15 protein-coding genes are annotated in these 14,305 nt (G+C 67.3%); 8 read left to right on the top strand and 7 right to left on the bottom strand.

All coding sequences use genetic code 11. The features are described from left to right. Positions 1-4: 4 nt before the first annotated feature. A complete protein-coding gene (locus ACIA76_RS00305; protein WP_397146710.1) occupies positions 5-532 on the top strand; it encodes a TetR/AcrR family transcriptional regulator in 528 nt (175 codons plus the stop codon). A gap of 20 nt (positions 533-552) precedes the next feature. Beyond that, positions 553-2,097 (top strand): GMC family oxidoreductase, encoded by a 1,545-nt coding sequence (locus ACIA76_RS00300; protein ID WP_397146708.1) that lies wholly within the window; start codon positions 553-555, stop codon positions 2,095-2,097. Here ACIA76_RS00300 and ACIA76_RS00295 read toward each other — a convergent pair. Next, a complete protein-coding gene (locus tag ACIA76_RS00295) occupies positions 2,057-2,344 on the bottom strand; it encodes a muconolactone Delta-isomerase family protein (RefSeq protein WP_397146706.1) in 288 nt (95 codons plus the stop codon). The genes ACIA76_RS00300 and ACIA76_RS00295 overlap by 41 nt on opposite strands. 119 nt (positions 2,345-2,463) lie before the next feature. Between ACIA76_RS00295 and ACIA76_RS00290 the strand changes: the two genes are divergently transcribed. Further along, the gene (locus ACIA76_RS00290) at positions 2,464-3,033 is read left to right on the top strand and encodes a TetR/AcrR family transcriptional regulator (protein ID WP_397146704.1); all 570 of its coding nucleotides are present in this window, start codon (positions 2,464-2,466) and stop codon (positions 3,031-3,033) included. A gap of 451 nt (positions 3,034-3,484) precedes the next feature. On the opposite strand, the gene ACIA76_RS00285 is transcribed toward ACIA76_RS00290, so the two are convergent. From ACIA76_RS00285 to ACIA76_RS00265, 5 genes are all read right to left on the bottom strand, one after another. Further along, the gene (locus ACIA76_RS00285; protein WP_397146702.1) at positions 3,485-4,138 is read right to left on the bottom strand and encodes a hypothetical protein; all 654 of its coding nucleotides are present in this window, start codon (positions 4,136-4,138) and stop codon (positions 3,485-3,487) included. Positions 4,139-4,297: 159 nt separating this feature from the next. Continuing rightward, positions 4,298-5,641 carry a cytochrome P450 gene (locus tag ACIA76_RS00280; RefSeq protein WP_397146700.1) on the bottom strand — a complete coding sequence of 448 codons (1,344 nt, stop codon included), beginning with the start codon at positions 5,639-5,641 and terminating at the stop codon, positions 4,298-4,300. A 13-nt stretch (positions 5,642-5,654) separates the two neighbouring features. Next, complete coding sequence (locus ACIA76_RS00275) at positions 5,655-6,518, bottom strand: hypothetical protein (protein WP_397146698.1); 864 nt, start codon at positions 6,516-6,518, stop codon at positions 5,655-5,657. A gap of 250 nt (positions 6,519-6,768) precedes the next feature. Beyond that, positions 6,769-7,506, bottom strand: coding sequence for a VC0807 family protein (locus ACIA76_RS00270; protein WP_397146696.1), 738 nt, complete (start codon positions 7,504-7,506; stop codon positions 6,769-6,771). A gap of 40 nt (positions 7,507-7,546) precedes the next feature. Continuing rightward, on the bottom strand, positions 7,547-8,743 hold the full coding sequence (locus ACIA76_RS00265) for a helix-turn-helix domain-containing protein (RefSeq protein WP_397146694.1): 1,197 nt from the start codon (positions 8,741-8,743) through the stop codon (positions 7,547-7,549). A gap of 283 nt (positions 8,744-9,026) precedes the next feature. Here ACIA76_RS00265 and ACIA76_RS00260 point away from each other — a divergent pair, with 283 nt between their 5' ends. From ACIA76_RS00260 to ACIA76_RS00240, 5 genes are all read left to right on the top strand, one after another. Continuing rightward, positions 9,027-9,200: a hypothetical protein gene (locus tag ACIA76_RS00260; RefSeq protein ID WP_397146692.1), complete on the top strand. Its 174-nt coding sequence runs from the start codon at positions 9,027-9,029 to the stop codon at positions 9,198-9,200. 109 nt (positions 9,201-9,309) lie between these two features. Continuing rightward, positions 9,310-10,308, top strand: a complete 999-nt coding sequence (mvk, locus tag ACIA76_RS00255; protein WP_397146690.1) for a mevalonate kinase — start codon at positions 9,310-9,312, stop codon at positions 10,306-10,308. Positions 10,309-10,331: 23 nt separating this feature from the next. Beyond that, a complete protein-coding gene (locus ACIA76_RS00250; protein ID WP_397147903.1) occupies positions 10,332-11,360 on the top strand; it encodes a hydroxymethylglutaryl-CoA reductase in 1,029 nt (342 codons plus the stop codon). Then, positions 11,357-12,532: a hydroxymethylglutaryl-CoA synthase gene (locus tag ACIA76_RS00245; RefSeq protein WP_397146688.1), complete on the top strand. Its 1,176-nt coding sequence runs from the start codon at positions 11,357-11,359 to the stop codon at positions 12,530-12,532. The genes ACIA76_RS00250 and ACIA76_RS00245 overlap by 4 nt, the downstream gene beginning before the upstream one ends. A gap of 56 nt (positions 12,533-12,588) precedes the next feature. Then, entirely contained in the window at positions 12,589-13,788 is a 1,200-nt protein-coding gene (locus ACIA76_RS00240) for a lactate 2-monooxygenase (protein ID WP_397146686.1), read from the top strand. A gap of 12 nt (positions 13,789-13,800) precedes the next feature. Here ACIA76_RS00240 and ACIA76_RS00235 read toward each other — a convergent pair whose 3' ends face one another. After that, positions 13,801-14,268, bottom strand: coding sequence for a nuclear transport factor 2 family protein (locus ACIA76_RS00235; RefSeq protein ID WP_397146684.1), 468 nt, complete (start codon positions 14,266-14,268; stop codon positions 13,801-13,803). Positions 14,269-14,305: the final 37 nt, after the last annotated feature.

Below are 14,305 nucleotides of genomic sequence, written 5' to 3'. Positions count from 1 at the left end.
GGGCATGCGACGAGAACTGACGGCGAAGGGCCGGGCCACCCGGGCCCGCATTGTCGAGGGCGCCGCGGAAGTGTTGCGGGACAAGGGCGTCGCGGCGGCGACGCTGGACGATGTGCTGCTGCGGACCCGGACCAGTAAGAGCCAGCTGTTCCACTACTTCCCCGCAGGCAAGGACGCACTGCTACTCGCGGTCGCTCACTTCGAGGCCGACCGGGTGCTCGAGGATCAGCAACCCCATCTCGGGGCGCTGGATTCGTGGGCGGCCTGGAATCGCTGGCGCGACACCGTGATCGAACGATACGAGGCCCAGGGCGATCAGTGCGCACTGGGTTCGCTGCTGCAGCGGGTCGGCCGCTCGACGCCCGGCGCGCGGGCGGTCGTGGTGGAGATGATGCACCACCGCCGCGGTCATCGCCGGTTAGCTGTGCGCGGACCGCGAGTACGCGCCCTGAAGTACTGCGACGGCACTCGCATGCGTGGCGTGGCTGCGATGCCGTGCGGGGGAGGAGAATTCCGAGGGAATCGGGAGTAGTGGAAGTCGGGGCGAATCGAATGGATGGCTACGATGTCGTGATCGTGGGCGGCGGCACGGCCGGATGTGTACTGGCCGCCCGGCTCTCGGAGAATCCGGATATTTCGACGCTGCTGCTGGAGGCGGGCGCGGCGGAATCGCCCGCCGGAGCGGAGGTTCCGCCCGCCTGGCCGGATCTGCTTGCCTCTCCGGCGAATTGGGGCGATATCGCATTCGGGCCCACGTCCGCCGCGGCCGCGATTCCGGTGGCTCGCGGCCGGGTGCTGGGCGGATCCTCGGCGATCAATGCGATGGTGCACATCCGAGGTCACCGGTCGAGCTACGACCGGTGGCCCGAATTGGGAGCGCGCGGTTGGGGTTTCGACGATCTGCTGCCGTACCTGCGGCGCATCGAGACCGCGCGCGGGCGTGATCCCGCGCTTCGGGGCACGGACGGGCCACTGCTCGTCGGCCCGGCGACCCCGCCCCATCCTGTTCCCGCTGCCTGCCTCGACGCCGCCGAGGAACTCGGATATCGCCGCGCGGGCGATATCAGCGGCGGCCTCGAGGAGGGCTTCGGCTGGGTCGATCTGAATATCGTGGACGGCCGACGGCAGAGCGCCGTGGACGCCTATCTGCGCCCGGCGATGGCGCGGCGCAATCTCCATGTCGTGACCGGCGCGCTGGCCCATCGCGTGCTGATGGACCGCACGCGGTGTGTCGGTGTGGAATACAGCGTGGGCACGACGCTGTCTCGCGCCGCGGCCTCCGCCGAGGTCGTGCTGACCGCGGGCGCGATCGGCACACCGGCGTTGCTGATGCGCTCCGGTATCGGACCCGCGCCCGCCCTGCGCCCGCATGCTGTCGAGGTCGTCGCGGAGCTGCCCGGCGTCGGAGAGAACCTGCAGGACCATCCCTACGCCTTCGTCATCTACCGCCCGGCCCGGCCGCTGCCGCCACCGATGCACAATCACGGCGAGGCGCTGGGCCGGCTGCGCAGCGCACCGGATCTGGACGGCCCCGATCTAGGGATCCTGTTCGTCGACATCCCACTCGCCCCGGGACCGGAATCCGGCTACACGATCGCGGCCGCACTCCTGCGACCCTTCAGCCGCGGCACGGTCCGGCTGGCCGCGGCCGATCCACGGATCGCACCCCGGGTCGACCCGCGCTATCTCGACGACCCCCGGGACGTGCGTGCCTTGGCATCGGGTCTGGCCGTCGCCCGCCGGATCGGACAGGCGAGCGCGCTGGCGCCCTGGCGCGCCGAGGAGGTGCTGCCCGGCCCCGGTGTGAATACCGATGCGGCCCTGCGTGATTACGCCACCGCGACGATGCAGTCCTATTACCATCCGGTGGGCACCTGCCGGATCGGCACGGATGCGCTGTCGGTCGTGGACACCGCGCTGCGCGTGCACGGCATCGACCGGCTGCGGATCGCCGACGCCTCGGTGATGCCGTCGATCGTCTCCGCCAACACCAACGCCACGGTGTACGCCATCGCCGAGCGCGCCGCGCGCCTGATCGCCGGTCAGTCGAGAATCGTTATCGCCCAGGATCGTTCGGATGCGGCGCAACCGCGGTGACCGAGACCGACATCCACGGCCGCAGCGGCAGCGTATCGAGCACATCGGAATACAGGTGGGCCTCGTCGTCGGCGCACCACAGGCCGATGCTGCGCAGCTCGCCGACCGGTCGCCACAATCGGATCAGATGTCCGCGCGCCGCGAGTTCCTTGGCGCGCACGGCCTCGGCCGCGCGCCGGGAATCGACCTCGGCGGGATCGGTGCCCTCGGGAATCGTCGTCCTGATCTCGACCAGATACTCCTGCATCGCCAATCTCCTTGGGGTCGCCCGGGTTATCCCGAACCTACGCCACCGGATCGGTCCGCATACCGAGTTGGGCGCCGACCCCACCTGCAAAAGCTAACTGTTTGCGTTAACATGGTGGGGTGAGCCCGAAACCGATGGTCCGCCCGGGTGGGCGCAGCGCCCGCGTGCAGAGCGCCGTCCACACCGCGGTGCGCGAGCTCGAAGCCGAACGCGGGCGCGACGCCCTGACCGTGCCGATCATCGCGGCCCGGGCGGGAGTCACCCCGTCGACGATCTATCGCCGCTGGGGCGATCTGCAGGAACTGCTGTCCGATGTCGCGGTGCAGCGGCTGCGCCCGGACTCCGATCCGGCCGATCACGGCGACCTGCGCGCCGACCTGACCGCCTGGGCCGAACAGTTCCTCGACGAGATGTCCGCCCCACCCGGTCGCGCCTACATCCGCGACGCGCTGCTCGGCGATCCGGACGGCGGCAACGCGGGCGCCTGTTCGGCCTATGCGATCGAACAGGTCGAGCTGATCCTGGCCCGCGCGGCCGAACGCGGCGAGTCCGGCCCGGACGTCGACGCGATCGTCGATCATGTCGTCGCCCCGATGATGTACCGCATCCAGTTCCGCCCGGAGCCGCTGCCGCCGCGCTACGCGCGGAATCTGGTCGACACCGCCCTCGACCTCGGACCGGACCGGTAATCGGTTGTCCGCCAAGGGCTCTGCCGCCTCATGGGTCGGTGCGGGTCAGGCGCGGTCGGCGATGTTGGGAGACAGAACCTTTGGGCGCGTGTGAGTGACCATCGGGAGGCCTATCGGACTGAGCGGGCGTCTGCCGGGTCGAGCGCAAGCAGTTCTCGCGCAATGCAATCGGCCGCCGCGTGGCAGCCCGTAGCGTGCAGCTGGGTGATCCGGGTTCGTACAGCGTCGATGCCGTACTGGCGGATGATATCGCGCAGGCCGTACCGGACGTACCGTGTCTCTACGGCGCGACGCACTTGTACCGAATGTTGTGGCATTGCTGATGATCCCTCTCATCACGACAACGAAAGCTCCATCCCGCGAACGGGATTCGCTTCCAGGCGTGGGAATCGCTCACCAGCCGGTGCGAGGGAAGCTTAGCACTCCCGACGCCGCGTCTGCCCGATTCCGTTCAGGAGTAGGTGGTGAAGGAAGTGGAGTTGCTGGGCTCTTCGATGGCCAGCACGGCCTCCTGATCGGAGAAGTACTCGATCGCCGACGAGGTGGTCAGCGGCGAGCCCGGGTGCGCGAGCAGCCGATAACCGGCCGCGTGCAGTGCGCCCACCACCGTCACCGCGGATCGGCGTGCCGCCTCGGCGCTGTCCTCGGTGACGCGGGCCTTGCGGATGTGCAGGCAGACCAGGCGTCGCGACCAGGAGCTGTGCAGCGACACCGTCACATCGCCCTCGCCGTCATTGCTGCTGTCGCCGACGGAGACCCCGGCGCTGCGCAGCACCTGCGCGGCCCGCGCGGTCTGCTCGGTCTTGGCCAGGATGTCCAGCGCGACCTCGGCGGGCCAGGCGATGGCAGTACGCCGCACGATCTCGCTGCTGCCCAGCCCCTGCCGCTTGGCCGCATGCATCGACTCGACCATCCGGCGGTTGGCCGCGACGAATTCGGCCACCGCCTCATCCAATTGCACGGCGGCGGTGGACATCCCCTGCACGTATTCCTCGGCCGCCAGTCGCGCCTCGCGCAGCTGAACGAACGGTTGCTCATCGGCCCCCGCGATACTCACACGGGCCGTCGCCGTGCCGAATTCTGTCACGTCGTCATACGCACCCATACTGGCAACTTATGGTCTGAACGGGCCGGATGGGTGGTTGTTTAGGCTGGTCTAAAGGATTCGATGCAGATACCTGGAAACCGCACTCCCACCCGGCGTACCGAGGGTCGGCCGGTGATAACCGAGAGAGTCCCGGCGCTCACATCCGATAACGAAGGCTCAGCTCATACCGCGCGTAGTCACTCGCATGCGTAATCTGCTGGGGAACAAGACAATAGAGGGTGTGGCCTTGACGCGCTCGCTGTGCACGGGCCGCAGCCGCTTGCGTGCGGCGATGATCGCCAGCGCGAGCACCGTTTCGACTGTGCCGAAGGTGTCGCCTATACATCTGCGCGCGCCGCCCCCGAACGCGATGTAGGTGCCCCGCTGTGCGGAGGCACGTTCGGGTAACCAGCGATCCGGGTCGAAGCGGTCGGGCTCGTCGTAGAGATCGCCACGATGATGGATCAGATAGGGGCTGTACAGCATCGTCGTGTCGCGGGGAAGTGTGTAGTCGCCGAGCTGTGTATCGGAGGTCGTGATGCGAGTGGCCATCCAACCCGGCGGCCACAGCCGCAGCGATTCGGTGATGACGCGTTTCGTGAACTCCAATCGGGGCAGGTCGGTGAATTGGGCCGGCCGATTGCCGAGAACCGAGTCCACTTCGGCGTGGAGCCGCTGTTCGATATCCGGATGTGCCGCGAGCAGGTGTAGCGCCCAGGCCAGGGTGGTCGCCGCGGTTTCTCCGCCGGCGAGGAAGATGGTCATGGCCGTGTCGGCGATCTCCGCATCCGTCAGGCCGTGCTTGTCATCGCTGTCCGGGTCGCGGGCGTTCACCAGCGCCGACAGCAGATCGTCGTGCTGTGTGCCGCTGGTGCGTCGCTCGGCGACGATCCCATCTATCGTGTGCCGCAGCCGCGAGCGTGCTCGGTTGTAGCGCAGATTTCCCGGTGTCGGCAGTTGGTTCAGCGGCGGCGGTGTCAGCATGCGGCGATAGGCGCCCGCCAGGACGAGAGCGAGATCGTCGAGCGCCTGTCGCATCATGGCGGGCGGCAAGGTGTCGGAAAACATCGCGGCGGCAAGGATATTCGTGGAGATCGTGGTCAGTTCCGGGAGTATGTCGAGAATCTGGCCGTCGCGCCAGCTGTCGATTGCGGCCTCGAATCGGGTCATCATGATCTGCGCGTAGTCGGGCAGGCGTTGGTGGTGGAAAGCGGGCGCGGCCAACCGGCGTTGCCGCCGATGCTCGCTGTGCGGGCAGCCGCCTATTCCGTCGCCGCCGACGACTTCGCGCAGCCGGTCGTACATCGGGCCGCCCTTGTCGAAGGTCCGATCGTCGCGCAGGACCTGTTCGGTGAGCCCGGGGTCGCAGATCACGACGGCTTGTGCCGGACCCAGGCGGATCTGTACGAGGTCGCCGTGCGCCGGCAGCGTGGTGAAGAATGCCAGTGGCCGCCGAAGCAGCGGTAGCGCGTGGCCGAGGAGGGGGAGTGCGCCCGGTGCGGTCGGGATTCTGGATGCCATGTGATCGCCTCGGCTATCGGTAGCGCCCGGACTGGTGTTCGTACTCGTTGTTGCCGACGATCAGGTCCTTCAGTCCCTGTACGTGGCGTCGCACGGCGTGGCGCTCCCGAGGAGTCAGGGCGTCGTCGAGATCGGGGACGAGTTGTTCGAGGCGTGCGAAGCGCGCGAATCGTTCATCGGAGATTCTGTGCATCTCGCCCAGCGCCTCATCTCTCGAATACTGTTCCTGTTCCTCCAGAATCAGGAGCAGGTTCGCATCGCCATGTCCGCGTTCCTTATCCGCGGAGACCAGATCATTGATCATGCCGAAGTAGTCGGCCACGATCCGGCGCAGATCCACCAGGACCGGGGCGTACCAAATCAGGTCGGGCACTTCGTATCCGCTGATCGGCTCGATCAGGTCGATAATCGGCCCGGTGGACGTGCTCACTCCACGTCTCAGCAGACAGGTCGGCGCATCCAAGATCCTGCGGTGCCGTCGATCGAAGACCTCGCCCAGTTGTGCCTGGAAGTATCCACGCCAATTCTGGCCGGCGCGTTGGCGCCACTGATCGGACATACCTCGGCAACTGCGCTGCCAGAGATCGGCGAACGCCGCGATCACCGGATGCGTCGACGGCCCTGGATCGACACCGTCGAGATCCAGTACCGAGATCAGATCTTGCGTGAACCGGCCCGCGAGTAAGGGGTCTCGGCCCATCTGTCCGTCGAACAGGTCGTCGAAGGGGGCGAAGTACCATCCCATCAGGTCGGCGCCGATCGTGAGGCCCTCGGCGGTGGCGTCCGGCCAGAACCAGGCGGCGACCTCACCCAACTTCCACCGGCGGTATTCGTCGGCGTTGCGTTGCGGGTCATCGACCAGGCCATGATGATTCATCCAGGCAATTGCGTGTTCGATACCGTCGGCACAGTGCGGGCTGATGCGCAACGGCCAGGGGCATCCGAAGTCGACATCCTGGAGATTCCTGGGCTTCCGTGCAGCGGATGAGACCATGATCCAACCTCCGGCTAGGTCTTTTCGCGGTATGATCACGCCTTTCGATGCTAGAGACGCGTCTGCGAATTCCGTGCAACAAAAGTTGGAGCGATTTCCTCGCGGTGATCGAACAGGCTTATGGCACAAGCGGTTACGCCGAGATGGTCGCCCGGTCGGCGGCGGCGCGCCACCGGCGGATGAGCGCGATGTTGAGCGCCGTGAGACCGCCGATGGCGGCCACGGTCAGCACCGTCGACAGCCACACCATGGTGTCGACCGGCAGCTGGTAGATCAGCGCCACCTTCAGCGCGGACTCGGCGAGCAGGCCCACGCCCCACATGACGCTGAGCCGCCGGAACGCCCGCCGCATGCCCGGCCGCGCTCGATAGCGCTCCTCGAACGCGGCGGCCTGATCCGGGGATGCGGCCAGTCCGCGCTGGGCGGCGACGTAGATCAGCGGTTTGCCGATCACGACGCTGCCCAGGAACGCGATCCCGATCAGACTCGTGCCGACGGAATCCTTGGCGAGCATGAACCGGGCGTCGCCGGACAGGAAGGTGAGCCCGAGTCCGACCAGGAATCCCACCAGCATCACCCCCGCGAACAGGTCGATCTTGCGGTTGCGCACGATCTCGGTCAGCAGGACCGCCCCCGACAGCACGGTGCCCGCGCTCAGCGCCACCAGAGTGCTCGCGCCGAGTGCGTGCAGCGCGTAGTAGCCGCCCAGCGGCAGCCCGATATCGCGAATCATCCTGCGGGCGAGGGCACCTCGGTCCATGGTGGGCGCGGCGGCGGTGGCGGTGGTCATCACGATCTCCTGAACTGGGAGCTTCTTGGTCGAATTCCAAGTTATGGCCACCGCGCCGCGCAAGCCCGGATGGTTCGTCACGAACCATCCATGACGGTTGTCATGTGTCGTGCGGTGGCGATCAATCGGCCTCGGCCAGTGCGGCGATCGCCGCGACCTCCCTGCGGATCAGGTGATTATCGTTGCGCAGCAGGTATTGCAGGCAACGGTGCGCGGCGGTGTTGTAGCGGATGTCCTCCGGGGAGATGCTCGCGGCCTTGGACAATGCGAAGGCGGCGGCGACGTCGTCGTCGCGGGCGAGATAGGCGCAGGCGAGGTCGATGTGATATTCGCTGCGGCAGCCGACCGGATACTGCTCGGGTATGTCGAGAGCGGCGGCCAATCGGATCGCTCTTTCCGGATCGTGTTGTGTGAGTGCGATGCGCACTCGCGCGATGCCGAGTTCGATCGGGCCGAAGGCGATCCCGAACTTCTGATGATCGATACCGTTGTCCACCAGATGTTGTGCGATGGCGAGCAATCGCAAGGCCTCGGAGATATCTCGCGCCGAGGCCGCCGAGCGGGCGCCGAGCAGATGAAGCGCACCCCATAGCGTGGCGCGCTCGATATCGGCGGGGGGTTTCTCGCCGATCCGATGGGCCGCCGCGAGCGCGTAGTCGTGGCTCTCGCGCGTATAACACAGTGCGGCCAGCGATTGAGCGACATGCCATGCGCTGGCGGACATTCGGAGCGAGTCGCGCAGGGCGGCGGAGACGGCCATCGAACGGTCGGCGACCGTGGCGGCCAGATTGTGCTCTCCTCGTGCGGTCAGCAGTCGGCGAGCGAGATGATTGGCGTAGACGAGCAATTCACCGGATCGGCGATCCTGCAGATGGCCGTGGGCGGCGCGACACGCGGACAAGATGGGCGGAAGTTCGCGCGCCACGATCGAGAATCGGCGCCGGGACCTCGACCAGGCCTGATCGCAGCGCTTCAATGTCCAGTCCGCCTGTGTGACACCGTAATCCGCGGACGTCCACGGGTGTTCCATGATCGCGCGACGCATATCGTCCAGATCGTCGCCGCGCGTGTCGAGCCGCGAGTCGCCTGCGATCTGCCAGTCGATCAGATCGGTCGGATCCGCGATGGCGAGAACGTCGGCCAGCCGGGTGAGCACTTCGATACTGTCGAGCTTGCGGCGCCCCGATTCCACCAATCGCAACCATTCCGCGCTGCGGCCGACCAGATCGGCGACCACCTTACGCGACAGCCCACGCCTTCTCCGTCTCATCTCCAGCTGTTCGCCGACGGTGAGCCGGCCTGATCCCAACACATCCATGGTTGTATCCGTAAAGTCTGACTGCCCGGGCATACGCGCGCCGACGAACTGGGTTACCACAGAGTTGCTTTGAGCACCAAGCATGGCAGCCGCCGCGCACGGGCAGCGACGATTCGACATCTCGATTCGGTATCGGAGACCCGGTGCCCGGTGACGCCGCCAACCACAGTTGGCACCGTCGCCACTCGGAAACGTTGCATCACAACGGTTTGGCCGCGCCCGGATGCCCGCGCCCTACCGTATGCAACTGCGTAACACCACAGTTCGTGGAGGGAGCCCCGCTATGGCGTCGGCGACGACCGTTACGTCGAGCGACCAGCGTGGCTCCGCCGACACCCTGCTGGCCGATGCGCACCGGCTGGTCGAGCCGGTCCTGCGGGAGGCGGTCCAATCACTGTTGGAACCATCGGGTGCGCGTGCGCGCTGGGCGCACTGTCGACAGGAGCGGATATGGTGACGGTCGCGCGAATGGACACCATCGGGCGTGAATTGGGTCTCGCCTTTCGGGTCGTCAGTGGTAAACCGTTCGGCAGTGATCCGGCGCGCCTGATTGCGACCCGAATCCGATGAGCCCGGATTCCCTGGGCGCCCCGCGATTTCGCGGTGACGGCTCGGCGCATGCGAAGATCGTCCTGGCCGGTGAACATACCGTCGTGCACGGCACATCGGCCGTGGCCGCACCGATTCCGGGGCTGCGTGTCCATGCCCGGGCGCGATCGCTCGCATCCCCCGCCGCCTCGCCACCCGATCCGCCCGACACCGAGCCTACGGTCCTCACGACGCGGCTGCTGCTCGACGATCGGGCCCCGGGCCGCTGCGCGATGCCGAATATCGTTGCCGCGGTGCGCGCCACAGCGCTGTCGCAACACCCTCTCGATGCGCCGATCGAGGTCGAGGTGCGCAGCGCGATACCACCCGCGCGCGGATTGGGATTCAGCGCGGCGTGCGCCGCCGCGGTGGTCACCGCGGTCGCGAATCTGCGGTCCCGGGTGATGGATCCGGACGAGCTGTACGCGGCGGTGCAGACCGGGGAACAGATCGCACACGGTCGCGCCAGCGGAATCGACGCGCGGACCGTCTTGTCCGCCACGCCGATCCGATTCACCCGGGGAGCCGTGGAGCCGCTCCGCCTCGGTGCGGCGTTGCCCTTGGTGATCGCCGACTCGGGGACCCCGGCCGGAACGCGGGAGGCGGTGGACCGTGTACAGGCTGTGCTGTCCGCCGACGCGCGCCGCGCATGCCGACTGCTCGCCCAGGCGAACGAACTGATCGCGACGATCATCGACGACCTGGCCGACGGGCGGGTCGCCGGAGTCGGCGCGGCCTTCCTGCGCTGTCACCGGCTGTTGGCCGATCTCGGTGTCAGCACCCCGGCCCTGGATCGGCTCGTCGACGCGGCCATGGGTGCGGGAGCCCTGGGTGCGAAGCTGACCGGGGGAGGTCTGGGCGGATGCGTCATCGTGGTCGCGGACCCGGATCCCGAGGGGGTCAGGCGAATACGCGATCGGCTCCATGCCGCCGGAGCCGTATGGACCGTGGCCACCGTCGTCGGGAGCGAATCGTGACAGAACCCCACGCGGCGGTGCCCATGGCATGGATCGGGCCCATCCGCCTCAGCGGTAATACCGTCGACGAGGATGTCGAGGCGCCGCTGGCGACCTACGAGACACCCCTGTGGCCGTCGGTGCGACGCGGCGCGCGGATCACCATGGCCACCGAGCGCGGCATCGTCGCCACGCTCATCGACGATCGGATGACCCGATCGGTTCTGTTCGAGGCCGATGACGCGGCCACCGCCTATGCGGTGGCCGCACGCCTGAAACATCAACTCGCCCAACTACAATCGATCGTCTCGCGGTCCAGCGGATACGCCCGGCTACTCGATCTGCACTATCAGATCGCGGGAAATCTGCTGTTCCTCCGTTTCGAATTCACCACCGGCGACGCCGCGGGACACAATATGGCCACCCTCGCGGCGCAATCGCTCACCGACCATCTCCTCGCCACCGAGCCCGGCCTGCGCTACGAGTCGATCTCCGCGAACTACTGCACCGACAAGAAGGCCACCGCGGTCAACGGCATCCTGGGCCGCGGCAAGAATGTCATCACCGAACTGGTCGTGCCCCGGCTCCTGGTCGAGGAGCGCTTGCACACCACCGCCGCGCGGATCACCCGGCTCAACATTCGCAAGAACCTCATCGGAACCCTGCTCGCCGGTGGAATCCGTTCCGCCAACGCCCATTACGCCAACATGCTGCTCGCCTTCTATCTCGCCACCGGACAGGACGCCGCCAATATCGTCGAAGGTTCCCAGGGCATCACCCATACCGAGGATCGCGACGGCGATCTCTACTTCTCCTGCACGCTGCCCAATCTCATCGTCGGCACCATCGGAAACGGTAAGCATCACCCTTTCGTCGAGGACAACCTCACCCGCCTCGGCTGCCGCGAGCACCGCGCCCCCGGGGACAACGCCCGCCGCCTCGCGGTGATCGCCGCCGCGACCGTCGCCTGCGGTGAACTGTCACTGCTGGCGGCGCAGACCAATCCCGGTGAGCTCATGCGGGCGCACACCCGCATCGAACGATCCGGCACCAGCAGAGGAGTTGCGCCATGAGCGGCATCCCATCGGTCGGCATCCACGACATCGCCTTCGCCACCGCGCATTACGTGCTGGACCTCGACGACCTCGCCCGCCACCGCGGCGTCGATCCCGCCAAATACCATGTCGGACTGGGTCAGGACGCCATGAGCGTCCCGGCCGCGGATGAGGACATCGTCACCATGGCCGCCGCGGCGGCGGCGCCGATCCTGCGACGGCACGGTACCGACAACCTGCGCACCGTCCTGCTCGCCACGGAGACCGCCGTCGATCAGTCCAAGGCCGCCGCCCTGTATCTGCATCCGCTGCTCGACCTGCCCTCGACCACTCGTCTCGTCGAGCTCAAGCAGGCATGCTATTCCGGCACCGCCGCACTGCAATTCGCCGCCGGTCTGATCGCCCGCGATCCCGCCGAGCGGGTACTGATCATCACCAGCGATATCGCCCGATACGATCTCGACTCGCCCGGCGAACCCACGCAGGGCGCCGCGGCCGTGGCCATGCTCGTCACCGCGGATCCCGCGATCCTGCAACTGGATTCGGCGTCGGGCCTGTACTGCGAGGATGTCATGGACTTCTGGCGGCCCAACCATCGCAGCACGGCCATCGTCGACGGCGAGCTGTCGGTCCGCACCTATCTCACCGCTACCGGTCGCGCCTGGGCCGACTACCGGATGCGGGGCGGCCGGACCCTCGAGGAGTTCGCGGCATTCTGCTACCACCTGCCGTTCACCACGATGGCCCGCAAGGCCCACCGCAATCTGCTCGGCACCCTCGGCGCGGAATGGGAGCCCGAGCGAATCGAGCGGCTGCTGCGCGACAGCACCCGCTACAACAGGCTCATCGGCAACAGCTATACCGCCTCTTTGTATCTGGGTCTGCTCTCGCTGCTCGATCACGCGCCCGACCTCACCGACCGGGCCGTCGCCCTGTTCAGCTACGGATCCGGTTGTGTCAGCGAGTGTTTCAGCGGCATCGTCCGTCCCGGCTATCGCCAGCACCTGCGGACCGCCGAGAATCGGGACCGGATCGCCGCGCGCACGGCCATGACCTACGGCCGGTACCGCGCCCTGCACGCCGGGCACGACGCCCGATACGGCATCGACCACGTCCTCGACCCGGACACCGGCAGCCCCTACCGTCTGACGGAGATCACCGGCGACAAACGGATCTATCAGAAGGCCTGAACCGCTCCCGGATCTGACGGCCACGGTATGCGGCATCCGATACATTGGCGTATTGAATGTCCGCATACGCAGAGGAGTCCCGGGTGCATCCCTCGTACGGTACGTATCAGAACGAGATCTACCTCGATGGATTGCGCGGGGAGATCCCGAAGTATCCGATCACCTTCGCCGGCCTCGAGGCCGCCGCGGAGCGAGCCCTGCCGCCGTCGGTGTGGTCCTATGTCGCGGGCGGGGCGGGCGATGAGTTCACCCAGCGTGCCAACGTCGACGCCTTCGCCGGGTGGGGGTTGTTCCCGCGCATGCTCGTCGGCGCTGCCGAACGGGATCTGTCGGTGGAACTGTTCGGCACCCGGTGGCCCGCGCCGGTATTCCTCGCGCCGATCGGGGTGATCGGACTGTGCGCGCAGGACGGTCACGGCGATCTGGCCACCGCGCGGGCGGCCGGGCGGCTCGGTGTGCCGATGGTGGCCTCGACGCTGTCGGTCGATCCGCTCGAACAGGTCGGTACGGAACTGGGCGAAGGACTCGGATTCTTCCAGCTCTACACGCCCACCGACCGTGAGCTCGCCGAAAGCCTCGTTCATCGGGCGCAGGCCGCGGGCTATCGGGGCATCGTCGTCACCCTGGACACCTGGATCACCGGTTGGCGACCCCGCGATCTGGCGACCGGTAACTTCCCGCAGCTGCGCGGGCACGCCCTGGCCAACTACTTCAGCGATCCGGTGTTCCGGTCGAGATTGGCGCGCAGTCCGCAGGAGGATCCCGCGACCGCGGTACTCACCTGGGCGAGCCTGTTCGGTAACCCGTTGACCTGGGACGACCTCACCTGGCTGCGGTCGCTGACGACACTGCCGCTGATCCTCAAGGGCATCTGCCATTCCGAGGACGCGCGCCGCGCCCGCGACCATGGCGTCGACGGCCTGTACTGCTCCAATCACGGTGGCCGGCAAGCCAATGGCGGCCTGGCCGCCCTCGACGCACTGCCGGGCGTCGTCGAGGCCGCCGACGGATTGCCGGTGTTGTTCGATTCCGGTGTGCGCTCGGGCGCCGACGTGATCAAGGCCCTGGCGCTGGGCGCCAGTGCCGTCGGCGTCGGGCGGCCCTACGCGTACGGTCTCGCGGTCGGCGGCGAGGACGGGATCGTGCACGTGCTGCGCTCGATCCTGGCCGAGGCCGACCTCATCATGGCCGTCGACGGCTATCCGAGTCTCGCCGACCTGACCCCGAAGGCGTTGCACCGCAACGAGCGCCGGTGATCGGCTCGCCGATTACGGTGTGCTGGAACGGGTTTCGGTCCAGTCGACCATGAGGCGGCGCTCGGCGAACAACCATTCGCCGTTGCGTTTGACGAACTGGTCGAGGTAGCGGATGGCGGCGATCATCAGCGTGCGCCCTCCGGCATCGTCGAGGGACAGATGATGGGCCAGGCAATAGCTTTCGCCGGTCGCGCGATCGCCGTCGAGGGCGATGGTGGACTGCCCGTTGAAGTGGGTGGTGGCGGCGTAGGTGTTCAGATTGTCGAAGACCGGGACGAGCGCGTCGCGGCCGTGCAGATCCTGGGTCGGTTCCGCGGTGGTGGCGTCCATGTACACCAGGAAATGGGTGTCGGGGGTGAACAGCGAGAGCTGCCCCTTGGCGTCGCGGCGGTCGGCGCAGTGCGCGTAGGCGTCGACCAGTGCGCGGATGGCGACGCGGTCGGCGGCTTCCTGGGGCGAGATCGTCGTATGGGAGTTCATGGGTTGCCTTTCGTGCCTGGTGGAGCACTTCATGACA

Source organism: Nocardia sp. NPDC051570, from assembly GCF_044454005.1.
Lineage (GTDB): Bacteria > Actinomycetota > Actinomycetes > Mycobacteriales > Mycobacteriaceae > Nocardia.
Note: the sequence above shows the minus strand (reverse complement) of the source record. Positions and strands in the feature narration are given on the sequence as shown.